Source organism: Algibacter sp., assembly GCF_029245835.1.
In the GTDB taxonomy this organism is placed as follows: Bacteria; Bacteroidota; Bacteroidia; order Flavobacteriales; family Flavobacteriaceae; genus Algibacter_B.
On record NZ_JAQWOO010000011.1, the window covers coordinates 25,231 to 51,862 of the forward strand.

Consider the following 26,632-nt stretch of genomic DNA (forward strand, 5'->3'; position numbering starts at 1 on the left):
TTTTCTTTATTTTAGTGAAAAATATGCTGTACTTTCTAGAAGTAAAAAAGATAAACTCATGAAGAATATTATGAAAAGGAATTATAAAACACTATCACTCTTGCTTTTACTAGCATTTGCGTCCTGCAGTTTTACATCAAAAAAATTTAGTAACCCAGATAAGGATAAGTTATTAATTCAAATTATAACATTTGTTTTAGAACAAGGTCATTTTGACCCCATAGCTTTTGATGATTCATTTTCTGTAGAATTTTTTTCGGATTATTTAGAAATTGTAGACCCCGTTAAGCGTTATTTTTATGAGTCTGATTATAAGGATTTTGAGAAATTTAAATTGACTATTGATGACCAACTTAAGGTAACAGATATTACGTTTTTTAATATTGTAAATGAGCGCATGTTGAAACGTATTGAAGAAGCTAAAACGATATATAAAAATGTTTTATCTAAACCATTTGACTATTCAATTGATGAAGATTTTGATACAAATTACGAAAATAGCTCGTTTGTGAAAAACAAAAAGGAGATGAGAGATAGGTGGAGAAAGCAATTAAAATTCTCTACGCTTTCTAATTATGATGATATCATAGAAGAAGAAAAAAGAGCTAAGGAAAATGATCCTGATTATGTTTTAAAAACAGATGCTCAAATAGAAAAAGAAGCCCGAGAAGCCACTTTAAAATCGATCAATATTTATTTTGAAGATTATATTGATGATCAAAGACGCGAAGATTGGTTTGCAGTATATGTAAATACAATTGTAGAAGAATTTGATCCACATACCTATTATTTAGCTCCAAAAGGTAAAGAAGATTTTGATCAACGTATGTCTGGGAAATTAGAGGGTATTGGAGCAAGACTTCAAAAGCGAATGGATTATATTAAAATTGTTGAATTAATTTCTGGTGGTCCTGCTTGGAGAAGTAATGAGTTAGAGGTTGAAGATTTGATTTTGAAAGTGAAGCAAGAAGATGAAGAATTTCCGGTAGATATTGTAGGGATGCGTATTAATGATGCAATTAAATATATTAAAGGTCCGAAAGGAACAAAGGTTACTTTAACAATTAAAAAAGTTGATGGTACAGTAAAAGATATTGAAATTGTTCGAGATGTAGTCGAATTAGTTGAAACTTACGCTAAATCTTCCATCGTAAAAAAGGATGATAGGAAGTTTGGTGTTATTAATTTACCTGCCTTTTATGTAGATTTTCAAGATTATAAAAACATAAATGCCGCTAAAGATGTTAAGAACGAAATTGAGCGTTTAAAAGACGAAGGAATGGAAGGTTTAGTTCTCGATTTACGTAATAATGGGGGGGGGTCTTTGCCTGCAGTTGTAGATATGGCTGGTTTATTTATAAAAGATGGCCCTATTGTGCAAGTACGCTCTACAGATCAGCCTAAAGAAGTTTTAAAAGATAGAGATAAATCAATTTCTTGGGATGGCCCTTTAGTGATTTTAGTAAATGAAATTTCAGCATCAGCCTCCGAAATTATGGCGGCTGCAATGCAAGATTATAAACGTGCTATTATTATTGGTGGTAAACAAACTTACGGAAAAGGTACCGTTCAAAATGTTATTGACTTGAACAATATGTTAAGAAATAATACAAGTGGTGATTTAGGCGCTTTGGCGCTAACCAGACAAAAATATTATAGAATTAACGGTGGATCAGTACAATTGGAGGGGGTTAAAAGTGATGTAAATGTTCCAGGTCGTTTTAGTTTTATTGATGTTGGTGAAAAAGATAAAGCCAACCCTTTACCTTATGATGAAATTGATGCCGCAGATTACACACCTTGGGAATATTATTTTGATTATAATACTACTGTTGAAAATAGTAAAAAGCGTATGAGTAATAATATCCAATTAAAACTTATTGAAGAAAACGCGAAATGGGTAAAAACTAAAATTGACGAAACTGTTTTTTCCTTAAATTATAAAGTATATAAATCCCAGTTAGAAGCTAATGAATTAGAATCGAAAAAATTTGATGCTATTTCAGAGTATAAAACAAATTTAACTTTTGAGTCACATGGTTTTGAGAAAGTTCTTATAGAACAAGACACAACTGACTTGAAAGAAAAACGTGAGCGTTGGCATACAAGTTTAAGTAAAGATGTTTATGTTGAAGAAGCTCTAAATGTTTTAGAAGATTTAAAAACATCATATCCAATTAAAAAGGTTGCTTCAACGGTACAGAATTAAAAAGGTTTATGAGTCACAAATCAAACTCACTAAAACAATTAGCGCTCCAAAAATTTAAAAAAGACTTTTGGGGCGTTTTTAGTTTTGGTTTTATTGTTTTGGTTGGAATAGTTTCTGTGTTTGCTTATGTTTTTGCGCCAGACGATTCGCAATATGCTAATCAAATGCATTTGGCAATCCACTCGGAGAAACCTGGGTTTAAAGTTATAATGCTAATTATTCCATCAAAAATTAAAGCAAAACAAAATAGTTTTGAAAAATTATTCTTCGGAAAGAAAAATACAGATACCGAAATTCCAATTTCAGCTTACCACGTTAAAGATGATGTTTTGATTTATAAAGAATACGCTACTGACGGTTTGGAAGGTGCCGAAAAAACAATTAAACTAAGTGAATTTCCAAATAGCTCTACTAACGGTTTTATAAAAGAAAAAAAATTCCTTTTTGGAACTGATAAATACGGACGAGATTTATTAAGTCGGGTTTTAGTAGGTGCAAGAATATCTTTTTTTATAGGTTTTGTTGCAGTACTTATTTCATTGATTATTGGTGTTTTTATGGGGAGTATTGCTGGTTATTTTGGTGGTAAAGTAGATGCGCTAATCATGTGGGTTATCAATGTAACGTGGTCCATACCTACGCTGTTATTAGTTATTGCTATTACTTTGGCTTTAGGGAAAGGTTTCTGGCAGGTTTTTATTGCAGTAGGCTTAACCATGTGGGTGGAAGTAGCTAGGGTGGTACGCGGACAAATAATAAGTACTAAAGAAATGCAATATGTTACAGCCGCTAGAGCGCTTGGATATAATGATTTCAGAATTATTACAAAGCATATTTTACCAAATATAATGGCACCAGTTATCGTGATATCTGCAGCTAATTTTGCGGCAGCTATTTTAATAGAAAGCGGTTTGAGCTTTTTGGGTATAGGAGCGCAACCACCAATGGCAAGTTGGGGAGCCATGATAAAAGACCATTATAATTATATTATTCTTGGAAAACCTTATTTGGCTATTATACCAGGGCTTTGTATTATGAGTTTAGTTATGGCGTTTATGTTAATTGGAAATGCCTTCAGGGATGCGTTGGATGTTAAGAGTTGATTGTTCTAATAAATTTGATCATATATTTATTTGAGATAATTTAATACGAACCCAGCTCCATATTCTCATTTAACCCATCAATATACTCTAAAACAGCATCTTTTCCAATGTCTTTTGATGATGAGGTTATAAAATAATTAGGTACATCTTCCCAAGTTTCTAAAAGAATAGCTTTGTATGTTTCAACATGGTTTTCAATAGCTTTAGGTCTTAATTTGTCAGCTTTTGTAAAGATGATAGAAAACGGAATACCATGTTCTCCAAGCCATTGCATAAATTCTAAATCTATTGGTTGCGGGTTGTGTCTAATATCAACAAGTACAAACGCTGTTACTAATTGTTCGCGTAAGCCAAAATATTGCGTTATAAATTTTTGAAATACTTTTTTTGAGCTTTTTGAAACACGTGCGTAGCCATAACCTGGTAAATCTACCAAATGCCAGTTTTTATTAATTAAAAAATGATTAATAAGTTGCGTTTTTCCCGGTCTTCCTGAAGTTTTGGCTAGACTTTTTCTGCTAGTAAGCATGTTAATTAATGACGATTTTCCAACATTACTTCTGCCAATAAAAGCGTATTCAGGTAATCTACTTTTTGGGCATTTATCAACATTAGAGTTGCTTACAACAAATTCGGCAGACTTAATTTTCATGTTTTTAGTAAATAGAGTTTCCTATTTGGAATTTTTCTTTTGGAATGTATTTTTAGAAGCCTCTTTTCTGCAGCCAAGAATCAAGTATTTTATTGAATTCTTCAGGATGCTCCATCATAGCAGCATGTCCGCATTTATCAATCCAATACAGTTCAGAATCTGGTAATAGTTCATTAAACTCCACAGCAACTTCTGGAGGTGTAACACCGTCGTTCTTGCCCCAAATGATGCAAGTTGGAGCAGCTATATTTGGCAAGTCTTTAGACATATTATGTCTTATAGCGCTTTTGGCTATGGCTAAAGTTTTTAGAAGTTTATTACGGTCATTTACAGTTTCGTAAACTTCGTCTACAATATCTTTTGTTGCCACCGCAGGATCGTAAAAAACATCTTGTGCTTTCTTTTTAATCACCTCATAATCTCTTCGTTTGGTGTAGCCGCCACCCATAGCGTTTTCATAAAGTCCAGAGCTTCCTGTAATGATTAGTGCTTTTACGCTTTCAGGAAAAAGTTTAGTATGGTATAAGCCAATATGCCCACCTAGCGAGTTTCCCAATAAAATAACCTCTTTAAATTCTTTAAATTTAATGAAGTCATGCAGGTATTTTGCAAAATGCTTTACAGTAGTTTTTATTAAAGGCATATTGTAAAGGGGGAGTTCGGGTATAACTACTTTATAGCCTTTTTTACTAAAGTGATTTGTTACAGCATCAAAGTTACTTAGTCCTCCCATTAATCCGTGTAGCACAATTATGGGTGTGCCTTCACCTGCTTCAATATAACTGTATTTTTTTTCTTTTTTTAAACTATGCGCCATTAATAAATTAGTCATTCATTCGATAAAAACAAATATAGGTATTTCATTCATATTTCCATCATATTAATTGTTTTCCACTAAAAACCTGATTTTTTTCAGATGAATTTGTAGAAATTTTAAAAAGGAATGTTAACAAAATAACCAATCTGAAAATTGAAATTTTAAAATTAAGTAAAGCTAGTTGTGTAGTGGGTTTTACAATTCGTAAATCGGTTAAAAAACATATTTAATTGAATATTTATTAACAAAGTGGTATTAAGTGGTATAATGTGGGATAATTTTCAATATATTTGAAACTTAAACGTTTATAAGTCAATAAACCACATTGGATTTAATTACAGGGACATACGATTGTAAGGTGGATGCTAAAGGCAGATTAATGATGCCTGCCTCCATTAAAAAGCAGCTTTCTGCAGTTTTGCAAGATGGATTTGTGTTGCGTCGTTCTGTATTTCAAAAATGTTTAGAACTCTACCCAATGAATGAATGGCAGGAGTTAATGCAGAAGATGAATAAGCTTAACAAGTTTAAAAAGAAGAACAACGACTTTATTAGACGGTTTACTGCGGGTGCAAAAATGGTTGAGGTTGATGTGAATGGCAGATTATTAATACCTAAAGATTTAACGGTTTTTGCAAATATTTCAAAAAATATTGTGGTGGCTTCGGCGATAAACATTATTGAAATTTGGGATAAAGATTTGTATGAACAAGCTATTGATGATGCAGCAGATGATTTTGCAGATTTGGCTGAAGAGGTAATGGGACAAGACGATGATGACCATGGAATATCATAATCCAGTTCTTCTAAAAGAAACCGTTGATGGATTGAATATAAAACCTGATGGTGTTTATGTTGATGTCACTTTTGGTGGTGGCGGACATAGTAAAGAAATATTAAAAAGACTTGGTGCAAAGGGAAAACTTTTTGCTTTTGATCAAGATTCGGACGCTCTTAAAAATACAATTGATGATGACAGGTTTGCATTGATTCATGAAAATTTCAGGTTTGTCAAGCGTTTTTTGAGATTTCATGGTGTTAAAGAGGTTGATGGGGTTTTAGCAGATTTTGGGGTGTCATCTCATCAGTTTGATGTTGCGGAACGTGGATTTTCAACACGCTTTGAAGCGGATTTGGATATGCGTATGAATCAAGAAAATGCGTTATCTGCTTTTCATGTGGTTAATGAGTATGAAGAAGAGCAATTAAAACAAGTGTTGTTGCAATATGGCGAGTTACGTGCTGCTCCAGCAATGGCGAGATTAATTGTTGAGCATAGGAAAACAGAACCGATTATTACTAGTGAGCAATTAAAAACAGTATTGAGAAAGTTTTTGCCGCCGCGTCATGAAAATAAAGTGTTAGCTCAAATTTATCAGGCGATTAGAATTGAGGTTAACCAAGAAATTGAGGTTTTAAAAGAGTTTTTATTGCAGACGCCAGAGATTTTAAAAGTAGGAGGTCGATTAAGTTTTATATCCTACCACTCTCTAGAAGACAGATTAGTAAAACGATTCATAAGAAATGGCATGTTTGAGGGAGAACCAGAGCGCGATATGTTTGGGAATTTTGAAGTACCTCTTAAAAAAGTAAATGGGTTGATTGTGCCTTCAAAAGAAGAAATAAAATTAAATAATAGAGCAAGAAGTGCAAAACTTAGAATAGCTGAAAAATTATAAAATAAAATTTGAATTCCTTCCCTTTAAGGAAAGGTGGATTTAATTCCCTAATAAGGAATTAAAGACGCAAGGGTTAATTAAAAGTTGGTTTCTGTTTTGAGAGAATAAAAAATGAAAAAAAATATCTATAACATATTAAAGGGAACTTTTTTGGTTAGTGATGATTCATTTAGAAACTGGCGATTCATCTTGTTTATTTCAGGACTTGCTATAATAATGATTGCGAGTTCGCACAGTGCAGATAAAAAGGTATATGAAATAGCACGATTAAAAAATGAAGTTAAAGAAATGCGATCTGCATTTGTTGATGGTCGTTCAAAGTTGATGCGGCTTAAAATGGAATCGTATGTTATAGCAGTAATGAAAGATAAAGGGCTTGCGCCCTCAGTAATTCCGCCAAAAAAAATAAAAGTAAAAAAACAAAATTGAAACTAAAACATTGGCAGTAAACGAAATAAACATATTAAACCGTTTGTATTTTATAGCTGGATGTATGTTCATCTTCGGGCTTGCTGTGGTGTTTAAATTATTAAGCATTCAATTTCTTCAAGGCGATGTTTATAAGGCTAAAGCAACTGAGCGTGTTGTGAAAAATGTTGTGATTCCAGCTAACAGAGGGAATGTGTATTCTGTTAATGGTAATTTATTGGCAACCTCAATTCCTAAATACGATATCCGTTTTGATGCCTTAACGGCGAAATCAAAAACTTTTGAAAAATATGTGAAACCACTTTGTGATTCGCTTTCAAAATATTCTGGTAAATCTTCAAATAAATTAGAGAACGATATAAGGCGAGCACGAATCAACAGGAATAGATACTTTTTGTTAGCTAGAAATATTGGCTATTCAGATTATATAAGATTGAGAAATTTCCCATTATTAAATCTTGGTGCTTTTAAAGGCGGTTTAATAGTTGAGCAAACTACAAAGCGCGAACACCCAATGGGTGGTATTGCGCAAAGAACCATTGGTTATGAGCGTATAGATGAGAAAGGAAATGTAACAAGACCAGGAATTGATGGTGCTTTTGGAGTAAAATATTTACGCGGTGTTGATGGGCAACGCATGAAACAGCAAATAGGAAAAGGGCAATGGAAACCTTTAAGTGATGCTAATGAAATTGAACCAAAAGATGGTTACGATGTATATACTACAATAGATGTAAACATACAAGACATAGCGCACCACGCTTTATTAGCCCAATTAGAAAAATATAAAGCAGATCACGGTTGTGTTGTGGTTATGGAAACTAAAACAGGTGAGATTCGAGCCATTTCTAATCTAGGAAGAAATAAAAACGGACACTACTATGAGCGTTTGAATTATGCAGTTGGAGAAAGTCACGAATCTGGATCGACTTTTAAACTCATGGCACTAGCAGCTGCTTTTCAAGATAAAGTTATAGATACAAGTGATGTTGTAGATACTGAAAAAGGCATTTTAAGTTTCTATGGAAAAAAAGTTCGCGATTCAAAACATGGTGGCTATGGAAAAATAACGGTTTCAAAGGCTTTTGAGGTGTCATCTAATACTGGGATTGTAAAGGTTATTGATCAAGCTTACAGAAAACAACCTGAGAAGTTTGTGGATAGGTTGTATGCTATGAATCTTAATGACGATTTGGATTTGCCAATTATTGGAGAGCCAAAACCAATTATTCCAGACCCAAGAATTAAAAATGGTCGCTGGAGCGGTATTGCTTTGCAGTGGATGGCTTATGGTTATGGTGTGTCATTTACGCCATTACAAACCCTTACGTTCTATAATGCTGTGGCGAACGATGGTGTTATGGTGAAACCTAGATTTTTAAGAGAAGTTAAGGAGTTCGACAAGGTTATTGAACCATTTGAAAAACAAATTATAAATAAGAAAATTTGTTCCAAAGAAGCGATTTCAAAATTACAGGCGTTACTAAAAAATGTAGTTGAAAAGAAACACGGAACTGGACATCGATTGTATTCTGAAAATTTCTCAATGGCTGGAAAAACAGGAACCTGTCAAAAAGATTATCGAGATAAAGAAAAGCTAAACTACATCTCATCTTTTGCTGGCTATTTTCCGGCAGAAAACCCTAAATATTCTTGTATTGTAGTTATTCATGAGCCAGATAAAGGTGTTGGTTATTATGGTGCAGATGTATCAGGGCCAGTATTTAAAAGGGTAGCTCAAAAAATATATACAGATACGCCATTGATAGATGAAATAGAATCGTTAGAAGTTAAAATAGGTGCTATTGAGAATGAATACGAAAGCTTTTATAAAACGGCACAAACCTATAAAACGATAATGCCAAATTTAATTGGTATGCCAGCAATGGATGCTATTGTTCTACTTGAAAATATGCAAGTTGATGTTAAAGTAACATTAGATGGAAGTGGGGTTGTTAAAGCCCAGTCTGTAAATAAAAATACAAAACTTAAAAATAACCAAACTGTAGTTTTAAAAGCATCATGATAGTATTGAAAGACATATTGTATAAGGCGACTTTAAATGCAGTTGTTGGTAGTACTAGCATAAATGTTCATGCTGTTAATTTTGATTCTAGGAAAGTCGAAAAAGACCATTTGTTTGTTGCTATTCGTGGTCTGGTTTCAGATGGACATGATTACATAGAAATCGCCATAAAAAGTGGAGCTACAAGTGTGGTTTGCGAAAGAATACCTGAAAAATTAGTTAATGGAGTAACTTATGTTGAAGTAGATAATACAAGTAAAGCATTAGCAATTATTGCTTCAAATTACTATAAAAATCCATCGGAAAATTTAAGGCTTGTTGGTGTTACTGGAACTAACGGAAAAACTACAGTAACGAGTTTGTTGTATCAGTTATTCAAAAAATCGGGTTATAAAGTTGGATTACTATCTACCGTTAAAATTATGGTAGACGAAAAGGAGTATAAAGCGACCCATACTACTCCAGATTCATTAACAATCAATAAGTATTTAAGTGAAATGAATGCTGAAGGTGTTGAGTTTTGTTTTATGGAAGTGAGTTCGCATGGAATTCATCAAAACAGAACAGAAGGGCTGTGTTTTGAAGGTGGAATTTTCACCAATTTATCTCATGATCATTTAGATTATCACAAAACTTTTGCTGAATACAGAGATGTTAAAAAGAAGTTTTTTGATGAGCTTTCTAGTAATGCTTTCGCATTAGTGAATGTAGATGATAAAAATGGTTTGGTCATGCTTCAAAATACTAGAGCCAAAAAATATACCTATGCCTTAAAACAGTATGCAGATTATAAAACTCAAATTTTAGAAAATCAATTTGGAGGTTTGCTGTTAAAGGTTAATGAAAGTGAAGTTTGGACTAGGCTTATTGGGAATTTTAATGCCTATAATGTTTTAGCTATATATGCTACTGCAGAACTATTAGGACTTGAAAAAGTTGAAGTACTGCGCTTAATAAGTGATTTAGAAAGTGTTAGCGGTCGTTTTCAATATGTGGTTTCAGGTAAAAAAATTACTGCTATAGTGGATTATGCACATACACCTGACGCATTAAAAAATGTCTTAGAAACCATTAATAGTATCCGCACAAAAAACGAAGAACTTATTACGGTAGTTGGTTGTGGTGGTGATAGAGATAAAACCAAACGCCCTAAAATGGGTCATATAGCTTCGGTTTTAAGTACTAAAGTGATTTTTACAAGTGATAATCCAAGGAGTGAAAAGCCCGAAGATATTTTGAATGAAATAGAAGCGGGAGTTGAGCCTCAAAATTTTAAAAAAACATTAACCATTGAAGATAGAAAGCAGGCTATAAAAACAGCTTGTCAAATGGCACAACCGAACGATATTATTTTAATAGCTGGAAAAGGACATGAAACGTATCAAGAAATTAAGGGAGAACGCTTTGATTTTGATGACCTGAAAATAGTAAAGAATTTTTTAAAACAATTACAAAAATAAATGTCATTCAGAGCGTAAGCGAAGAATCTCAAAAAAAGACAGATGTTATACTATCTATTTGAATATTTAGAAAAACAGTTCCAGCTTCCCGGAGCTACACTTTTTGGGTTTTTAACCTTTAGAGCAGCTTTGGCTATGATTTTGTCGCTGTTAATTTCTACTATTTATGGTAAAAGAATCATTCGCTTTTTGCAAAAAAAGCAAATGGGTGAAACCATTAGAGATTTAGGTTTAGATGGGCAAAAGGAAAAAGCAGGGACACCTACAATGGGTGGAATCATCATTATTCTAGCAACTCTAATTCCGGTGTTATTATTGGCGAAGTTAGAAAATATTTACATCCTTCTTTTAATAGTAACAACACTTTGGATGGGTGTCATCGGTTTTGTTGATGATTATTTAAAGAAGTTTAAAAACGATAAAGACGGATTAAAAGGGCGCTTTAAAGTTTTAGGACAAGTTGGATTAGGGATTATTGTAGGAGCAACCCTGTTTTTTCATCAAGATGTTACAATGAAAGAAAAGCTTCCTATTGCGGAACAACGCGTTTTATTAGCTGAAAATCCAGATATTGAGGCTTCAAAATTATTTGAAGAAGAGGTTAAATCGACAAAAACAACCATTCCATTTGTAAAAGGGAATGAGTTTGATTATGCCAAAGTCATTACATGGATAAGTCCAGACTTAAAAAAGTACGCTTGGATTATCTTTATTTTGGTGTCTATTTTTATCATAACAGCAGTGTCTAACGGTGCTAACCTAACTGATGGGATAGATGGTTTGGCAGCTGGAACTTCGGCAATTATTGTACTCACTTTGGGCATTTTTGCATGGGTATCAGGTAATATTATTTTTTCAGAATACCTCAATATCATGTATATCCCAAGAGTTGAGGAAATAACAATTTACATAGCGGCGTTCGTAGGGGCTCTTATCGGTTTTCTTTGGTATAACACATATCCAGCTCAAGTTTTTATGGGGGATACGGGAAGTCTAACCATAGGTGGAATTATAGCAGTAATAGCCATAGCGGTTAGAAAAGAATGGTTGATACCGGTGTTATGCGGCATCTTTTTAGCAGAAAATTTATCGGTAGTTATGCAAGTGAGTTGGTTCAAATACACTAAAAAGAAGTATGGAGAAGGACGACGCATTTTTAAAATGTCGCCACTGCATCATCATTATCAAAAATCAGGATATCACGAAAGTAAAATAGTTACACGATTTTGGATTGTTGGTATATTACTAGCTATCCTTTCCATTGTCACTTTGAAAATTAGATAGCAAATTCCTGCGAAGCCAGGAATCATATATAATGAAACAAAAGAAATCAAACCCGAGTGAGCAGCTCTCCTCCAATGGAGGAGTTGGAGGAGGCTTTTTAGTCATATTAGGAGGGGGAGAAAGTGGTGTAGGAACAGCGCTTTTAGGAAAAGAAAAAGGGTACGATGTTTTTGTTTCCGATAAAGGAAAAATAAAAGAAAAGTACAAACAAGTTCTTATACATAATGCCATTGAATGGGAAGATGAAAAGCATACTGAATCTAAAATTCTAAATGCCGATATCGTCATGAAAAGCCCTGGGATTCCAGATAAAGTTGATTTGGTAAAGCAAATTCGTAAAGAAGGTATTCCAGTGGTTTCTGAAATTGAGTTTGCCTCAAAATTTACAGATGCAGCAATTGTTGGAATTACAGGGAGTAATGGGAAAACAACCACGGCAACTTTAACGCATCACATTTTAAAACAAGAATTAAATGTTGGGTTAGCAGGTAATATCGGAGACAGTTTTGCAAAACAAATTTTAGAAGACGATTTTAAAAATTATGTTTTAGAAATCAGCAGTTTTCAGTTGGATGATGTTATTGATTTTAAACCCAATATTGCTGTATTACTAAACATTACACCAGACCATTTAGATAGATACGATTACAAATTTGAAAATTATATCCAATCTAAATTCAGAATTGCCATGAATCAAACAAAAGAGGATTATTTGATTTATGATGCCGATGATGAGGTTATAGTTAATCATTTAAAACAGTACCCAGTTCAATCCACATTATTGCCATTTTCATTAGAAAATCCTATTGAAAACGGCGCGTATTTAGATAAAGAAAATATTAAACTAACAATAAATAACAATCAAATTATTATGCCAACAGCAAATCTTAAATTAGAAGGAAAGCACAACATTAAAAATGCGATGGCAGCTTCTACTGTAGCGCATTTACTAAAAATTAGAAAACAAACCATCAGAGAAAGCTTAGAAAACTTTCAAGGCGTTGAACATCGTTTAGAACAAGTATTGAAAATTAATAAAGTTCAATATATAAACGACTCTAAAGCCACCAATGTAAATGCGACTTATTATGCTTTGGAAAGTATGGATGCTCCAACCGTTTGGATTGTTGGTGGTGTTGATAAAGGTAATAATTATGAAGAGTTGTTTCCTTTTATTAATGAAAAGGTTAAGGCTATTATTTGTTTAGGTGTTGACAACGAAAAACTGATGAGCACTTTTGGGAATATGGTTGATGTTATTATTGAAACACAGTTTATGAATGAAGCAGTAAAAATTGCTTATAAAGTTGCGGAATCTGGCGACAACGTATTATTATCTCCAGCTTGTGCAAGTTTTGATTTATTTGATAATTATGAAGATCGTGGCCGTCAATTTAAAAATGCAGTAAGAAATCTGTAAAACAATAATAAGTGCAAACACTATTTAAAAACATAAAAGGAGATCGGTTAATTTGGGCTATAGTGGCGCTACTGGCTATTTTGTCGTTTTTGCCTGTGTATAGTGCTGCAAGTAATTTAGCCTATAAAGGGGCAGGCAGCAGCACATTTGCCTTTTTTATTAAGCATTTTGTTCATTTGCTATTGGGTTTTGCTATTATTTATGGGGTGCATAAAATTCCTTACAGGTATTTTAAAGGCTTATCCTTAATTATGATTCCTGTTGTTGTTGTTCTACTTGGACTTACTATGATGCAAGGCACAACTATTGAAGGTGCAAACGCAAGTAGATGGATTCAGATTCCATTTGTTGGTATGTCTTTTCAAACATCAACTTTAGCAGCTGTTGTGTTGATGGTCTATGTAGCAAGATATATGTCAAAAATTAAAGATGAAACAATAACATTTAAACGTTCAGTTTTGCCACTCTGGATGCCTGTGTTTTTTGTTTTGATTTTTATTCTTCCTGCTAATTTTTCAACAGCAGCAATTATGTTTTTAATGGTTGTTATGTTGGTTTTTTTAGGAGGCTATCCATTGCGCTATTTAGCAGTTATTATTGGTTCTGGAATATTAGTATTAACACTATTTATTTTGATAGCTAAAGCATTTCCGGATGCTATGCCTAATAGAGTTGATACTTGGATGGGTAGGATTGAGAGTTTTTCAAACCCTGAAGATACTGAAGCTGATTATCAAATTGAAAAAGCCAAAATTGCCATTGCAACTGGCGGGATACAAGGTGTTGGCCCTGGTAAAAGCATGCAGAAAAATTTTTTACCGCAATCATCATCAGATTTCATATTTGCTATAATTATTGAAGAATATGGTTTAATTGGCGGATTTGTAATAATGTCTTTATATCTCTGGTTGCTTTTTAGAATCGTTATTGTAGCCCAAAAGTCGGATACTATTTTCGGAAAACTTCTGGTTTTAGGCGTTGGACTCCCTATCGTATTTCAAGCTCTAATTAATATGGCTGTTGCGGTAGAGTTGTTTCCGGTTACAGGTCAAACATTGCCGCTTATAAGTAGTGGGGGGACTTCTATTTGGATGACTTGTTTGGCTATAGGGATTATATTAAGTGTGAGTGCTAAAAGAGAAGAAATAAAAGATAAAGAAATAAGTGAAGAGAATCCGTTAGAAATTTTATCTGAAGCTATTTAATTTGGATAAGATAGGTTTTCTTCAGGGTTATTAAAACTTTGAAGGTATAAGAGTTAAAGAAAAGTAATTCGTGCGTAAATGGTAAATAAAGAAGCATATAGAATCATATTATCAGGTGGTGGAACAGGAGGTCATATTTACCCAGCAATCGCTATTGCAAATGAATTAAAATCTCGTTTTCCTGATGCTGAGTTTTTATTTGTTGGTGCTAAGGATAGAATGGAGATGGAAAAAGTGCCGCAAGCAGGATATCAAATTCAAGGCTTATGGATTTCTGGAATTCAGCGTAAGCTTACTTTAAAAAATCTAAGCTTTCCTCTTAAATTGTTGAGTAGTCTTTGGAAGGCTCGTAAAATTGTAAAAACATTTAAACCCAATATTGCTATAGGTACAGGTGGTTTTGCAAGTGGTCCATTGTTGCAAGTTGCAGCTTCAAATAATATTCCAACATTATTACAGGAACAAAATTCTTATCCTGGAATTACAAATAAACTGTTGTCAAAAAAAGCTAAAAAAATATGTGTTGCTTATGACGGTTTAGAACGATTTTTTCCAAAAGAAAAAATTATTAAAACAGGAAACCCAGTGCGTCAAGGCTTATTAGATATTGAAACAAAAATTGTTGAAGCAAAAAACTTTTATGATTTAAAACATGGTAAGCTAACATTGTTGATAATTGGTGGGAGTTTAGGGGCTAGGAGAATTAACGAGTTAATTGAAAATAAATTAGATTTTTTCGATACCCAAAACATTCAAATTATATGGCAGTGTGGTAAGTTGTATTATCAACAATATAAAATATACAATAATACGAATAGTATTCAAGTTTATGAGTTTTTAAACAATATGGATTTCGCTTATGCAGCAGCAGATATAGTTATTTCTAGAGCTGGAGCAAGTTCGGTTTCAGAATTATGTATTGTAGGTAAGCCAGTTATTTTTATTCCTTCTCCTAATGTAGCAGAAAATCATCAAACAAAAAATGCTTTATCTATTGTGAATGAAGATGCCGCTTTAATGATTAAGGAAGAAGATTTAGATGCCGATTTTGAAAACAAATTTTCTCAATTATTGAATTCAACAGAAAGACAAAAAGTGCTATCTGAAAACATAAAAAAATTAGCATTAGTAAATGCAACAAAAGATATAGCAGATGAAGTGGAAAAACTTCTGAAAGAAAGTAAATGAATTTAAAAGACATACATAACATCTACTTTATTGGTATTGGCGGTATTGGCATGAGTGCTTTAGCGCGTTATTTTCATGCGAATAACAAACATGTTGTTGGTTATGATAAAACGCAATCAGAGATTACAAGTAGCTTGATGGAATTGGGTGTTGATATTCATTTTTCAGATTCTATAGGTAATATTAAATCTGAATTTCTAAAAATTGAAAACACATTAGTTGTTTACACGCCTGCGATTCCTAAAAATCATGAGGAACTAATTTATTTTCAAAATAATGGGTTTAATGTTTTAAAAAGGTCACAGGTTTTAGGTATAATAACAGAAAACACATTTTGTTTAGCGGTTGCAGGAACCCATGGTAAAACAACAACAACAAGTATATTGGGACATTTAATGAATGTCTGTGATATTCCTTTAACTGCTTTTTTAGGCGGAATTAGTGAAAATTATAATTCTAATTTGATTTTAAACGGAACAGAGGTTTCAGTAGTTGAAGCTGATGAGTTTGATCGTTCATTTTTAACATTATCACCAGATTTTGCTTGTATTACTTCAATGGATGCAGATCATTTAGATGTTTATGGCGATGCTTCAGAATTAAGAAAATCATTCGAAGACTTTTCAAAAAATATAAAACCTAATGGGAAGTTGTTTGTTAGAAACGGATTACCATTAAAGGGCATTAGTTATGGTATTGAAGACCATTCAGATTATACAATAAATAATATAAAAATAGAAAATGGTACGTATGTTTTTGATGTAAAAACACCAAAAACAGTACTTAAAAATTTACAATTTAACCTACCTGGTAGACATAATCTGTCGAATGCATTAATAGCCTTGGCGATGGCTGTAGAATACGGTTGCCCATACCAACAGCTCGCCAAAGCTTTAGCATCTTACAAAGGGGTTAAGCGCAGATTTACTTACCATATAAAAACGGATGATTTTGTGTTTATTGACGATTATGCACACCATCCAGAAGAAATAAATGCAGTGCATCAAGCGGTAAGAGAAATGTATCCTAATAAAAAGGTTTTGGCTATTTTTCAGCCACATTTATATAGTAGGACAAAAGATTTTGCTGATAATTTTGCTAAAAGTTTATCTCAATTTGATGAGTTAATGTTGTTAGATATTTATCCAGCTAGAGAATTACCTATTGAAGGTGTAACTTCAAAATGGTTATTTGAAAAAATTGATAATAAAAACAAGCAACTAGTAAGTAAAAAAGAATTATTAGATAAAATACATGGCAGTAATGCTCAAGTTATTTTAACTATTGGGGCTGGCGATATAGGAGAAGAAGTGAAACATATCAAAAAAGAATTTACTATTGAGAGTTAATTGGAATTACATAAAAATGATTGTGTTGTTAGGCTTGGTGGTTTTCTTGTTCGCATTTGCTTCATCAAGAAATGCGAATAGAAATATATCAAAACCTAATGTGAAATTCATTGGAGAAAATAATTTATTTGTTTCTCATGAGACTGTTAGTAAATTGTTAATACAAAATTATGGAGGTATTAAAAACGTGCCTAAAGAAACTTTAGTTTTGAGTGAATTAGAAAATGTCCTTAAATCTAATCCAATGATAAAAACAGCAGAAGTGTATGTCGCTGTAAACGGTACACTTAACGCTGAAATAGAACAAAAAATGCCTATTGCAAGAATAAGTACAAATGCGTCTTATTATATTGATGATGAAGGGTCATACATGCCATTATCAAAAAATTATTCCGCTAGAGTGCCATTAGTTACAGGTTATGTTGAGAAAAATAATTTAAAAAACGTTTATACAATAGCGCAAAAAATTAAAGAAGATGAGTTTTTGAAAAAGCATGTTTTTGAAATCCATCAAGATATTAATAAGAAGCTCTATTTAAAATTAAGACAGTGTGATTTTTTAGTGCAATTAGGAAGTGTAGAATTTTTAGGTAAAAAAATCAACAACTTAAAAGCGTTTTATAAAAAAAATCAAAGAGATAAAACACTTAACAATTATAGTAAAGTAAATTTACAGTTTGAAAACCAAGTAATATGTACCAAAATATAGACCATGGAGCATAATGTATCAGTAGGATTAGACATAGGAACCACAAAGATTGTGGCAATGATTGGTCGTAAAAACGAATACGGCAAGGTTGAGATTTTAGGTATTGGTAAATCTAAAAGTTTAGGTGTACATCGTGGTGTTGTAAATAATATTACGCAAACTATTCAGTCTATTCAACAAGCGGTTCAAGAAGCTGAAGCTGCTGCAGATATGAAGATCGATGAGGTTACTGTTGGTATTGCGGGACAGCATATACGTAGTTTACAGCATAGCGATTATATCACTCGATCAAACTCTGAGACGGTTATTGATGAGGATGATATTGATAGACTTATTAATCAAGTTCATAAATTGGTGATGCTTCCTGGAGAAGAAATTATTCATGTATTGCCTCAAGAGTATAAAGTTGATGGGCAAGCCGAAATAAAAGAACCAATAGGTATGTATGGCGGTCGTTTAGAAGCGAATTTTCATGTGGTTGTTGGGCAAGTATCTTCCATCAGAAATATTGGTCGTTGTGTGCAAAGTTCTGGGTTGAATTTGGAAGGGATTACACTTGAACCCCTAGCGTCTGCAAACGCTGTTTTAAGTCAAGAAGAAAAAGAGGCCGGTGTCGCGTTAATTGATATAGGTGGAGGTACTACTGATTTAGCCATTTTTAGAGACGGCATCATTCGTCATACAGCAGTTATCCCTTTCGGAGGAAACGTAATTACTGAAGATATAAAAGAAGGGTGCTCTATTATTGAAAAGCAAGCAGAATTATTAAAAATCAAATTTGGTTCAGCATGGCCAGGAGAAAATAAGGATAATGAAATTGTATCTATTCCAGGTTTAAGAGGTAGAGAGCCAAAAGAGATTACATTAAAAAACCTGTCTAAAATCATTCATGCACGCGTTGTAGAAATTGTTGAACAAGTGTATGTAGAGATTAAAAATTATGGACACGAAGAGCAAAAGAAAAAATTAATCGCAGGTATTGTTTTAACAGGTGGCGGAAGTCAACTAAAACATTTAAAGCAGTTAGTAGAATATATAACCGGAATGGACACCAGAATAGGGTATCCAAATGAACATTTAGCTGGCGATAGTGATGATGATATCACAAGTCCCTTATTCGCAACAGCTGTTGGTTTAGTATTAGACGGTTTAAAACGTCAAGAAAGAAAAAAAGTAGAACAGCAAGAGCAAGTTGTAGATGACATTGAAACACCAGATGAAGAAGAAGTTAAAGAAAAACCTATAAAGGAAAGACGCTCATTCCTAGATAAGTTGACAGAGCGCGTTAAAGATTTTTTAGATAACGCAGAGTAATTAAATCCATTGAATTAAAAATATTAAGTACAAAACCCCAGAAAAACAGAATTTTATGAGCAGCAAAAAAGAATTCGAAACAAGCATTTCATTTGATTTACCAAAAAATCAATCCAATGTCATTAAAGTAATTGGTGTTGGTGGTGGTGGTAGTAACGCCATTAACCACATGTTTCTTCAAGGTATTAAAGGTGTAGATTTTTATGTGTGTAATACAGATGCACAAGCCTTACAAAATAGTGGTGTACCAAACAAAATCCAATTAGGATTAAACTTAACAGAAGGTTTAGGAGCAGGTGCTAATCCAGATATTGGAGAGCAATCTGCGGTTGAAAGTTTTGATGATATCGCCCAAATGTTAGATAGCAATACAAAAATGGTATTTATTACCGCTGGAATGGGTGGAGGAACCGGTACAGGTGCTGCGCCAATTATTGCTAAAATGGCTAAAGATCTAGACATTTTAACCGTTGGAATAGTTACCATGCCTTTTCAATTTGAAGGTAGAATGCGTATTGAGCAATCTCAAAAAGGGATTGAGAAATTAAGAAATGTAGTAGATTCTTTAATTGTAATTAACAATAACAAACTTCGTGAAGTTTACGGGAATCTTGGTTTTAAAGCAGGGTTTTCTAAAGCTGATGAGGTGTTGTCTACCGCTGCTCGTGGTATAGCCGAAGTTATTACACATCACTACACACAAAACATCGATTTACGGGATGCTAAAACCGTTTTAAGTAATAGCGGTACTGCTATTATGGGGTCTTCATTAGCCTCTGGCCAAAATCGTGCACAAGATGCGATTCGTAAAGCACTTGATTCACCATTATTAAATGATAACAAAATTACAGGGGCTAAAAATGTATTGTTATTAATTGTTTCTGGTGTTCAGGAAATTACGATTGATGAAATAGGAGAAATCAATGACCATATACAAAATGAAGCCGGTCATGGTGCAAATATCATTATGGGTGTTGGTGAAGATGATTCTTTAGAAGAGTCTATTGCAGTTACCATTATTGCCACTGGTTTTAATATTGAACAGCAAGATGAAATTTCTAATACAGAAACAAAAAAAGTAGTACATTCTTTAAGTGAAGAGCAAGACCTAGATGCTAAAGAAAAAGAACCCGTTGTTATTGAACCTACTATTATATTAGAGGAAAAGAAAGAGGTACCTGTTGTTCGACATACTTTAGATATTGAACCAGAAGAAGATGTGTTTTTGTCTAAGCAAGAAGATGTTAAAGAAGTTCATGACGATTTCCAATTAATACCCACTTCAGAAATTATCAAGAATATGGATGTGGTATATGATGAAGTAAGCGCTAATATTCCTAATATCGAAGAAGATGAAGATTTTATAATCAAACCAGTAACTAGAATGACATCTGATATTGAGGATGTTCAAGATGTTGAAGTGATTTCAGATTATATAGAAGAAGAGCAACAAATCACATTAACTTTCGATTTACCATTATCAACATCAAAGGAAGATATAGAAGAAGAAAAAGAAGATGTAATTTCTTACGATCTAACTGAAGATGTTAAAGATATTGCTGTAAATGATTACGTTGAATTAATAACCGTTAATGAAACCAATGAAGAAGGCGATATTCGTTATACATTAGATGATTATGTTGAAGTAGAGTCCTCTATTAATAAAACACAACAAGTCCCAAACCAAGTTTTAGAAGAAGTTGAAGAAGAAGTGGTATTTGAAAAGAAGGTTGTTGATGAGCCTAGTTTTGATGAAGAAACAGCAGAGGAAATTGACCCATTAAATAGTCCTATTTCTGAATTATTGAAAGAGCGTGCAGAAGAACGCAGACGTAAAATGAAAGACTTTAATTATAAGTTCAATAATGCTAAAATTGAAGATATAGAAAAAGTACCGGCATATAAGCGACAAGGTGTAGATTTAAATGATATAAAACATTCATCAGAAACTGATTTGTCAAGAACAAGTATAGGTTTTGATGATAATGATGATATCCAGTTAAGAAGTAATAATTCATTCCTACACGATAACGTAGATTGATTTATGCGAATTTAACCTAGTGTGTTATTTAATAACCCGAAAAGTTCCCTCAACTTTTCGGGTTTTTTATTTGATTTAATTTTGTCAATCCCTCGAAGGAGGAAATTTTTTTTTCAGATTTTATATCCCAAAAAACCACTTATATTCCTATTAAAGCAGGAATCTATTTTTTATCTTCGCAGTTCCTTCAAACAATATATTATGAGTTTACAACACGATATTATGACGGCTTTAAAAGCTGCAATGAAGTCTAAAGATCAAATAACTTTAACGGCATTACGTGCTGTTAAATCGGCCATTCTGTTAGCGCAAACAGAAAGTGGTGCTAAAGAAGAATTAACGGAAGCGCAGGAGCTTAAAATACTTCAAAAGTTAGTTAAGCAAAGAAAAGACAGTGCCGCTATTTATCTTGAGCAGGGTAGAAAAGATTTAGCTTTACCAGAAATTGATGAAGCTGAAGTTATAAGTCAGTTTTTACCAGAGGCTTTATCCGATGAAGAAATCGAGAAAGTTGTTTTAGCTGTTATCGAGCAAACTGGAGCAGAGGGCATGAAAGATATGGGAAAAGTCATGGGTATGGTGAGTAAAGAACTTGCAGGACAAGCTGATGGAAAAACCATATCGAATATTGTAAAAGCAAAATTATCTTAAAACAATTTTTCGATTTTATCGAATAAAGGCTGCGTAGTTCAACTGGATAGAATATCAGATTTCGGCTCTGAGGGTTGGGGGTTCGAATCCCTTCGCGGTCACTAGATTAAATTTAATTCATTACCCCACAGTTTGTAGAAATTGTGGGGTTTTTGTTTTTATTTGAACTTGTTTGGGTTTGCTTGAATTCAAACAACTAATTATTTAGTCATGACTTTTGTCATGCAATTTCAGGTTTTGGTTTATTAATTTTAGTAAACGAAACAAAACTAAAATGTCATGATACGAAAAGCACCGATTTCAATGATAATGACCCAAGATGTCATCACATTAAAACAAACTGATAGCCTAGAAACCGCTGAAAAATTATTTAAAAAGAATAAAATAAGACATATACCAGTTGTTGATGATAGTGAAATTATTGGTATGCTTAGCTATTCAGATTTACTTCGATTAAGTTTTGCCGATGTTACTATTGGTGATGATAGTTCTGCAGATGCTATGGTTTATAATATGCTAACTACAGGGCAAGTGATGAAAAGAAGTATTGTTACTGTGTCATCATCAAAGTCGATAAAAGAGGTAGCTGAAATTTTAGCAACTAAAGAGTTTCATGCACTTCCCGTGGTTAATAATAATATATTAATTGGTATTGTAACAACTACAGATTTGATTAATTATTTAATCAAACAATTTTAGTTAATTTTTGAACTAGTTGGACTAATTAAAGTTTCAAAGAGAAATTATTTTTTTGGTTTTCACCATAAATAATAAGTGTTGATTTTATAATTTAAATTTAAGATTATGAGAACGCGTATTCCAGTATCTACTATAATGACAAAAAATATTATAGCAATAAGTCCTAATGAAGATTTAGAAAGAGCAGAATTATTATTTAAAAGGCATAAAATCAAACATATTCCTGTAGTATCTCATGGTGTAGTAGTAGGTTTGATAAGTTATACAGACTTAATGCGTATTAGTTTTGCTGAAACTGGTGATGAAGAAAGTACTTCAGTAGATTCAGTAGTATATAATATGTTTACTATAGAACAAGTAATGGCTAAAGATGTTGAAACAGTTGCTAGTGATACTTCAATAAAAAATGTTGCGCAAATTTTAGCAGATCGAGAATTTCATGCATTACCAATTGTTGACAACGGGAGCCTCGTTGGAATAGTAACAACTACAGATTTATTAAACTATTTTATCAAACATATTTAAGAATTAGCAATAGCCTTTAAATCTTTTATAGTTTCTGACTGATTGGAACTTTTAAAAACATAGCTTCCAGCTACTAACACATCTGCACCAGCATCAACAAGTTGTTTTGCATTTTTATTAGTTACACCACCATCAATTTCAATTATTGTTGAAGCACCTTTTCTTAAGATTAATTCTTTTAGTTGTTTTACCTTATTATACGTATTTTCGATAAAGCTTTGTCCACCAAAACCAGGGTTAACACTCATAATACAAACTAAATCAATATCATTAATAGTATCTTCTAAAAGACTAATATTTGTATGCGGATTTAGGGCAACACCAGCTTTCATACCTTCCGCTTTAATCGCTTGTAAAGTTCTGTGTAAATGGGTGCAAGCTTCATAATGTACGGTTAAAACATCGCTACCTAAATCTGCAAATGTTTTTATGTATCTATCAGGATCTACAATCATTAAATGCACATCAATAGTTTTTTTTGCGTGCTTAGTAATAGCTTGTAAAACTGGCATCCCAAATGAAATATTCGGCACAAAAACGCCATCCATAATATCTATATGAAACCAGTCTGCTTTACTTTCATTAACCATTTCTATATCGCGTTGAAGGTTAGCAAAATCTGCTGCTAATATTGATGGGGCAATTAATTTAGAATTCATTTTAATGGATTGTTTTTGTTTATCGCAAAAATAATAGTTTTACTTTTTTTTTGTTAATTACTATCAATAAAGTTTTCAACCATTGTAATAACTTTATTAGCTATTTTATTCTCTGCGCCTCGCAACCATTCTAAATAGTCATAAAGATTTGTTAAGCCCTGTTTGTTATCTATAACAGTAAAACCAAAGTTATAATCTTCAAAAATACGCTGTTCAATAGTTGTATTTATAACTTTGATAATATTTTTATGCCTAGAATCGTTTTCAATTCTTTTATAGGTTTCATAAATAATAGTTTCTTCGCCCTCTAGAACTTGTAAAAAATTTTGATTTTTATAAATAAGTATTCCTGTTATATTATGCTTAAGATTGTTTGCTTTGGCTTTAAGATATAGTGTCTTTAATTTGTCTATAGATTCATATTCTGAAGAATCACTAATATAGCATATTGTTTTAATCATTTTAATTAGGGTTGGTTTAAATTAGGTTGAAACTAAATTAATTAAAAAAAGCGATGATAAGGTGGTTTTAGTAAGAAATTGAGCCTCAAATATTCGGTTTAAAAAAAATAAACCCCCGGTAATCAGCCGGGGGTTCTTTCATCAATCAAAAAACGAACAGTTATGTTGTAACTGTTGTTACTGTAATTTAGTCGTAATTTTTAATAATTACTAACCTAAATATGTTTTCAATATTTTACTTCTAGACGTATGTTTTAATCTACGAATAGCTTTTTCTTTAATTTGTCTTACACGCTCACGAGTTAAATCGAAAGTCTCACCAATTTCCTCTAAAGTCATTGGGTGTTGGTTTCCTAAACCAAAGTATAAACGAATAACATCAGCCTCTCGAGGTGTTAAAGTTTCAAGTGCACGTTCAATTTCCGTACGTAAAGATTCATGTAATAATTCTTTATCAGGGTTTGGTGACTCACCAGAGTTTAATACATCATATAAGTTAGAATCTTCACCTTCAACTAAAGGCGCATCCATACTTACATGGCGTCCAGAGTTTTTCATAGACTCTTTTACGTCGTTAATAGTCATATCCAACTCTTTCGCAATTTCTTCGGCAGAAGGTGGACGTTCATGACTTTGCTCTAAGAAAGCAAACGTTTTATTGATCTTGTTAATAGATCCAATTTTGTTTAATGGTAAACGCACAATACGAGATTGTTCAGCTAAAGCTTGAAGAATCGATTGACGAATCCACCATACGGCATACGATATAAACTTAAAACCACGTGTTTCATCAAAACGTTGTGCAGCTTTAATCAAACCTAAGTTACCTTCATTAATTAAATCTGGTAACGTTAAGCCTTGGTTTTGGTATTGTTTAGCAACAGATACAACGAAACGTAAATTAGCTTTTGTTAACTTTTCTAAAGCAATTTGATCACCAGCTTTAATGCGTTGTGCTAATTCAACTTCCTCATCGGCTGTAATTAAATCAACCTTACCAATTTCCTGTAGATATTTATCTAACGAAGCGGTTTCTCTATTGGTAACCTGCTTCGTAATTTTAAGTTGTCTCATCTAATGTTTCCTGAATTTAATTGTGAATAAATAGGTCGTTCAATAGTTATACGTGCAAATGTTACATTTTGTTACAAAAAAGATAAAGTATTTTTAACTTCTTCATTTTTTAGACGCTTAATATCCGAAAAAGTCACAAAGCATATATTTAATAAATTATTATGCGTTCTCTCAATACAAATTAACTTTTTTAAAACTTAGTTATAACCTCTATAGTATATTGATATTTATCATTGTGCAATTATTCAAAGTGTAATAATTTACTATGTGGATAATAAAAATAATAAGAATCATGAAAATATCGAGACGAGTATTGCATTGGATGCCGCGTATCATTTGCATAATAGGCATTCTTTTTATTAGTATGTTTTCACTAGATGCTTTAAATTCAGAACTTACTATTTGGCAACAAATATTGGGTTTATTGATGCATCTTATTCCATCATTTGTTTTAATTATTTTATTGCTTTTGTCATGGAAACGAGAACTTATTGGAGGAATTTTTTTCATGATAATAGGGTTAGGGTTAAGTCCTTTTGTGTTTATGCATAATTTTAAAATGAATCAATCTATATGGATAAGTCTTGGTGTTATTTCGATTATAACTATTCCTTTTGCTATTGTTGGTCTACTTTTTATAATAAGTCATTACAGTAAGAAAAGGCGTGTTCCATAGATTAAGAAAGTTTCTATAAAGAAGTATTAACTATTTACTATTAAAAACTGAATGCTTTAGTTAACTGATGGGATTATTTAACTCTTTAATATTTTTTTGTCTTGTAATATCACTAAACTCACTCCATAATAATTAACCGAGAAACATGAATTTTTAAAAATTCGTTCTTATGTTTTTATTGGGCTCAAACCAAGCTAAAAACTGATATCTATCAGTTCTGAAAAATTGCAAATTGAAGCACTAATTTGTACGTTTATGTAGGTTATTTATAACAATTTAAAATATTTTTATTATGAAAAATTTTATCAGATTCTTAATCGTAGTCTTACTTATGGTGAGTTATACATCCTGTGATGAAATTGATAAACTTACTGAGGTAGATATTAATACTACTTTGAATGAACAGTTGGATGCAACGGTTCCAGCTGGAAAAGATTTAGCAGTTAGTAACACTATGTCAATAGATATGGTTAACAGTGATACTGAACGTTATCTGGATGTACTACAAAGTGTGAGAATTACAAGTTTTAGGTATGAGTTGACAAATTTTACTGGCGATTCTAATGGTACGATAACTGGTAACTTTGTTGCTGATGGCATTGAATTATTAAGTCATGATATGGTTGTAAAACAAATTGTTGATGCAGGTACTGTATTTGAGGTTACCAATGCAGCGCAATTAAGTGCTATGGCATCCAAATTAAAGGCTGGCAAAGATATTTTAATTGGTTTAGTTGGTACATCAAATTGTAATGAAACTATGAATTTCACCGCAAATATTACTATTGAATTGGAGATAACAGCAGATGTTCTATGAGTAATGATTTTAATTCGGTCCTGAGACTTGCAATCTAAATTTTTAAAAAAAAGAGGCTGTCTAAAAAGGCAGTCTCTTTTTTATTGTTTTAGATTTTAAAAAAAGTATTGGTTTTCGTATCTTAAAGGTATGAAAAGCAACATCGTTTGGAAGACGAATAGTCAGTCTCAATTAAGTCTTCTCCC

At 32.5% G+C, this 26,632-nt stretch carries 25 protein-coding genes and 1 tRNA gene; 21 read left to right on the plus strand and 5 right to left on the minus strand.

All coding sequences use genetic code 11. The annotated features are described in order from the left end of the window. The first annotated feature begins 70 nt into the window (after positions 1 to 70). Both P8K68_RS01450 and P8K68_RS01455 read left to right on the plus strand, forming a co-directional pair. A complete protein-coding gene (locus tag P8K68_RS01450; RefSeq protein WP_300247514.1) occupies positions 71 to 2,209 on the plus strand; it encodes a carboxy terminal-processing peptidase in 2,139 nt (712 codons plus the stop codon). Between the two features lie 8 nt (positions 2,210 to 2,217). Then, complete coding sequence (locus tag P8K68_RS01455) at positions 2,218 to 3,312, plus strand: ABC transporter permease (RefSeq protein WP_300247473.1); 1,095 nt, start codon at positions 2,218 to 2,220, stop codon at positions 3,310 to 3,312. 40 nt (positions 3,313 to 3,352) lie between these two features. Here the strand turns inward: P8K68_RS01455 and yihA are convergent, their stop codons facing one another. After that, entirely contained in the window at positions 3,353 to 3,964 is a 612-nt protein-coding gene (yihA, locus tag P8K68_RS01460; protein WP_300247475.1) for a ribosome biogenesis GTP-binding protein YihA/YsxC, read from the minus strand. Between the two features lie 52 nt (positions 3,965 to 4,016). Next, entirely contained in the window at positions 4,017 to 4,781 is a 765-nt protein-coding gene (locus P8K68_RS01465; protein WP_300247516.1) for an alpha/beta hydrolase, read from the minus strand. Between the two features lie 325 nt (positions 4,782 to 5,106). Between P8K68_RS01465 and mraZ the strand changes: the two genes are divergently transcribed. The 17 genes from mraZ (at position 5,107) to P8K68_RS01550 (ending at position 22,760) form a co-directional block, all read left to right on the plus strand. Beyond that, positions 5,107 to 5,577: a division/cell wall cluster transcriptional repressor MraZ gene (gene mraZ / locus P8K68_RS01470; RefSeq protein WP_300247477.1), complete on the plus strand. Its 471-nt coding sequence runs from the start codon at positions 5,107 to 5,109 to the stop codon at positions 5,575 to 5,577. After that, positions 5,564 to 6,460 (plus strand): 16S rRNA (cytosine(1402)-N(4))-methyltransferase RsmH, encoded by an 897-nt coding sequence (gene rsmH / locus P8K68_RS01475; RefSeq protein ID WP_300247479.1) that lies wholly within the window; start codon positions 5,564 to 5,566, stop codon positions 6,458 to 6,460. The genes mraZ and rsmH overlap by 14 nt, the downstream gene beginning before the upstream one ends. A gap of 111 nt (positions 6,461 to 6,571) precedes the next feature. Beyond that, complete coding sequence (locus tag P8K68_RS01480) at positions 6,572 to 6,889, plus strand: FtsL-like putative cell division protein (protein WP_300247481.1); 318 nt, start codon at positions 6,572 to 6,574, stop codon at positions 6,887 to 6,889. 64 nt (positions 6,890 to 6,953) lie between these two features. Further along, positions 6,954 to 8,915 carry a penicillin-binding protein gene (locus P8K68_RS01485; protein WP_300247518.1) on the plus strand — a complete coding sequence of 654 codons (1,962 nt, stop codon included), beginning with the start codon at positions 6,954 to 6,956 and terminating at the stop codon, positions 8,913 to 8,915. Then, positions 8,912 to 10,375: a UDP-N-acetylmuramoyl-L-alanyl-D-glutamate--2,6-diaminopimelate ligase gene (locus tag P8K68_RS01490; RefSeq protein WP_300247483.1), complete on the plus strand. Its 1,464-nt coding sequence runs from the start codon at positions 8,912 to 8,914 to the stop codon at positions 10,373 to 10,375. The genes P8K68_RS01485 and P8K68_RS01490 overlap by 4 nt, the downstream gene beginning before the upstream one ends. Before the next feature lie 42 nt (positions 10,376 to 10,417). Further along, positions 10,418 to 11,659: a phospho-N-acetylmuramoyl-pentapeptide-transferase gene (gene mraY, locus P8K68_RS01495; RefSeq protein ID WP_300247485.1), complete on the plus strand. Its 1,242-nt coding sequence runs from the start codon at positions 10,418 to 10,420 to the stop codon at positions 11,657 to 11,659. A gap of 31 nt (positions 11,660 to 11,690) precedes the next feature. Beyond that, positions 11,691 to 13,079, plus strand: coding sequence for a UDP-N-acetylmuramoyl-L-alanine--D-glutamate ligase (gene murD / locus P8K68_RS01500; protein WP_300247487.1), 1,389 nt, complete (start codon positions 11,691 to 11,693; stop codon positions 13,077 to 13,079). An 11-nt stretch (positions 13,080 to 13,090) separates the two neighbouring features. After that, positions 13,091 to 14,284, plus strand: coding sequence for an FtsW/RodA/SpoVE family cell cycle protein (locus tag P8K68_RS01505; protein ID WP_300247489.1), 1,194 nt, complete (start codon positions 13,091 to 13,093; stop codon positions 14,282 to 14,284). A 78-nt stretch (positions 14,285 to 14,362) separates the two neighbouring features. Further along, complete coding sequence (gene murG, locus P8K68_RS01510; RefSeq protein WP_300247491.1) at positions 14,363 to 15,472, plus strand: undecaprenyldiphospho-muramoylpentapeptide beta-N-acetylglucosaminyltransferase; 1,110 nt, start codon at positions 14,363 to 14,365, stop codon at positions 15,470 to 15,472. Then, a complete protein-coding gene (gene murC / locus P8K68_RS01515) occupies positions 15,469 to 16,821 on the plus strand; it encodes a UDP-N-acetylmuramate--L-alanine ligase (protein ID WP_300247493.1) in 1,353 nt (450 codons plus the stop codon). The genes murG and murC overlap by 4 nt, the downstream gene beginning before the upstream one ends. 16 nt (positions 16,822 to 16,837) lie before the next feature. After that, entirely contained in the window at positions 16,838 to 17,530 is a 693-nt protein-coding gene (locus tag P8K68_RS01520; RefSeq protein ID WP_366143720.1) for a hypothetical protein, read from the plus strand. 3 nt (positions 17,531 to 17,533) lie between these two features. Beyond that, a complete protein-coding gene (gene ftsA, locus P8K68_RS01525) occupies positions 17,534 to 18,844 on the plus strand; it encodes a cell division protein FtsA (RefSeq protein ID WP_300247497.1) in 1,311 nt (436 codons plus the stop codon). Positions 18,845 to 18,899: 55 nt separating this feature from the next. Next, on the plus strand, positions 18,900 to 20,885 hold the full coding sequence (gene ftsZ / locus P8K68_RS01530) for a cell division protein FtsZ (RefSeq protein WP_300247499.1): 1,986 nt from the start codon (positions 18,900 to 18,902) through the stop codon (positions 20,883 to 20,885). Between the two features lie 201 nt (positions 20,886 to 21,086). Next, entirely contained in the window at positions 21,087 to 21,536 is a 450-nt protein-coding gene (locus tag P8K68_RS01535; RefSeq protein WP_300247500.1) for a GatB/YqeY domain-containing protein, read from the plus strand. Between the two features lie 27 nt (positions 21,537 to 21,563). Then, positions 21,564 to 21,637, plus strand: a tRNA-Arg gene (locus tag P8K68_RS01540). Between the two features lie 178 nt (positions 21,638 to 21,815). Further along, positions 21,816 to 22,235 (plus strand): CBS domain-containing protein, encoded by a 420-nt coding sequence (locus tag P8K68_RS01545; protein WP_300247502.1) that lies wholly within the window; start codon positions 21,816 to 21,818, stop codon positions 22,233 to 22,235. Positions 22,236 to 22,340: 105 nt separating this feature from the next. After that, complete coding sequence (locus P8K68_RS01550; RefSeq protein WP_300247504.1) at positions 22,341 to 22,760, plus strand: CBS domain-containing protein; 420 nt, start codon at positions 22,341 to 22,343, stop codon at positions 22,758 to 22,760. Here the strand turns inward: P8K68_RS01550 and rpe are convergent. From rpe to P8K68_RS01565, 3 genes are all read right to left on the minus strand, one after another. Continuing rightward, positions 22,757 to 23,419, minus strand: coding sequence for a ribulose-phosphate 3-epimerase (gene rpe / locus P8K68_RS01555; protein ID WP_300247505.1), 663 nt, complete (start codon positions 23,417 to 23,419; stop codon positions 22,757 to 22,759). The two genes, P8K68_RS01550 and rpe, sit on opposite strands and share 4 nt — an antisense overlap. Before the next feature lie 53 nt (positions 23,420 to 23,472). Continuing rightward, positions 23,473 to 23,880 (minus strand): BLUF domain-containing protein, encoded by a 408-nt coding sequence (locus P8K68_RS01560; RefSeq protein ID WP_300247507.1) that lies wholly within the window; start codon positions 23,878 to 23,880, stop codon positions 23,473 to 23,475. A gap of 210 nt (positions 23,881 to 24,090) precedes the next feature. Beyond that, complete coding sequence (locus P8K68_RS01565; RefSeq protein ID WP_019387909.1) at positions 24,091 to 24,954, minus strand: sigma-70 family RNA polymerase sigma factor; 864 nt, start codon at positions 24,952 to 24,954, stop codon at positions 24,091 to 24,093. A 292-nt stretch (positions 24,955 to 25,246) separates the two neighbouring features. Between P8K68_RS01565 and P8K68_RS01570 the strand changes: the two genes are divergently transcribed. Both P8K68_RS01570 and P8K68_RS01575 read left to right on the plus strand, forming a co-directional pair. Continuing rightward, complete coding sequence (locus P8K68_RS01570; protein ID WP_300247508.1) at positions 25,247 to 25,630, plus strand: hypothetical protein; 384 nt, start codon at positions 25,247 to 25,249, stop codon at positions 25,628 to 25,630. A 292-nt stretch (positions 25,631 to 25,922) separates the two neighbouring features. Then, positions 25,923 to 26,447 carry a hypothetical protein gene (locus P8K68_RS01575; protein ID WP_300247510.1) on the plus strand — a complete coding sequence of 175 codons (525 nt, stop codon included), beginning with the start codon at positions 25,923 to 25,925 and terminating at the stop codon, positions 26,445 to 26,447. Positions 26,448 to 26,632 lie beyond the last annotated feature (185 nt).

Coding starts and splice junctions, on each gene's coding strand:
- P8K68_RS01450 (WP_300247514.1), top strand. CDS start 71: ATGAAAAGGAATTATAAAACACTATCACTCTTGCTTTTACTAGCATTT.
- P8K68_RS01455 (WP_300247473.1), top strand. CDS start 2,218: ATGAGTCACAAATCAAACTCACTAAAACAATTAGCGCTCCAAAAATTT.
- yihA (WP_300247475.1), bottom strand. CDS start 3,964: ATGAAAATTAAGTCTGCCGAATTTGTTGTAAGCAACTCTAATGTTGAT.
- P8K68_RS01465 (WP_300247516.1), bottom strand. CDS start 4,781: ATGGCGCATAGTTTAAAAAAAGAAAAAAAATACAGTTATATTGAAGCA.
- rsmH (WP_300247479.1), top strand. CDS start 5,564: ATGGAATATCATAATCCAGTTCTTCTAAAAGAAACCGTTGATGGATTG.
- P8K68_RS01480 (WP_300247481.1), top strand. CDS start 6,572: ATGAAAAAAAATATCTATAACATATTAAAGGGAACTTTTTTGGTTAGT.
- P8K68_RS01485 (WP_300247518.1), top strand. CDS start 6,954: ATGTTCATCTTCGGGCTTGCTGTGGTGTTTAAATTATTAAGCATTCAA.
- P8K68_RS01490 (WP_300247483.1), top strand. CDS start 8,912: ATGATAGTATTGAAAGACATATTGTATAAGGCGACTTTAAATGCAGTT.
- mraY (WP_300247485.1), top strand. CDS start 10,418: ATGTTATACTATCTATTTGAATATTTAGAAAAACAGTTCCAGCTTCCC.
- murD (WP_300247487.1), top strand. CDS start 11,691: ATGAAACAAAAGAAATCAAACCCGAGTGAGCAGCTCTCCTCCAATGGA.
- murG (WP_300247491.1), top strand. CDS start 14,363: ATGGTAAATAAAGAAGCATATAGAATCATATTATCAGGTGGTGGAACA.
- murC (WP_300247493.1), top strand. CDS start 15,469: ATGAATTTAAAAGACATACATAACATCTACTTTATTGGTATTGGCGGT.
- P8K68_RS01520 (WP_366143720.1), top strand. CDS start 16,838: ATGATTGTGTTGTTAGGCTTGGTGGTTTTCTTGTTCGCATTTGCTTCA.
- ftsA (WP_300247497.1), top strand. CDS start 17,534: ATGGAGCATAATGTATCAGTAGGATTAGACATAGGAACCACAAAGATT.
- ftsZ (WP_300247499.1), top strand. CDS start 18,900: ATGAGCAGCAAAAAAGAATTCGAAACAAGCATTTCATTTGATTTACCA.
- P8K68_RS01535 (WP_300247500.1), top strand. CDS start 21,087: ATGAGTTTACAACACGATATTATGACGGCTTTAAAAGCTGCAATGAAG.
- P8K68_RS01545 (WP_300247502.1), top strand. CDS start 21,816: ATGATACGAAAAGCACCGATTTCAATGATAATGACCCAAGATGTCATC.
- P8K68_RS01550 (WP_300247504.1), top strand. CDS start 22,341: ATGAGAACGCGTATTCCAGTATCTACTATAATGACAAAAAATATTATA.
- rpe (WP_300247505.1), bottom strand. CDS start 23,419: ATGAATTCTAAATTAATTGCCCCATCAATATTAGCAGCAGATTTTGCT.
- P8K68_RS01560 (WP_300247507.1), bottom strand. CDS start 23,880: ATGATTAAAACAATATGCTATATTAGTGATTCTTCAGAATATGAATCT.
- P8K68_RS01565 (WP_019387909.1), bottom strand. CDS start 24,954: ATGAGACAACTTAAAATTACGAAGCAGGTTACCAATAGAGAAACCGCT.
- P8K68_RS01570 (WP_300247508.1), top strand. CDS start 25,247: ATGAAAATATCGAGACGAGTATTGCATTGGATGCCGCGTATCATTTGC.
- P8K68_RS01575 (WP_300247510.1), top strand. CDS start 25,923: ATGAAAAATTTTATCAGATTCTTAATCGTAGTCTTACTTATGGTGAGT.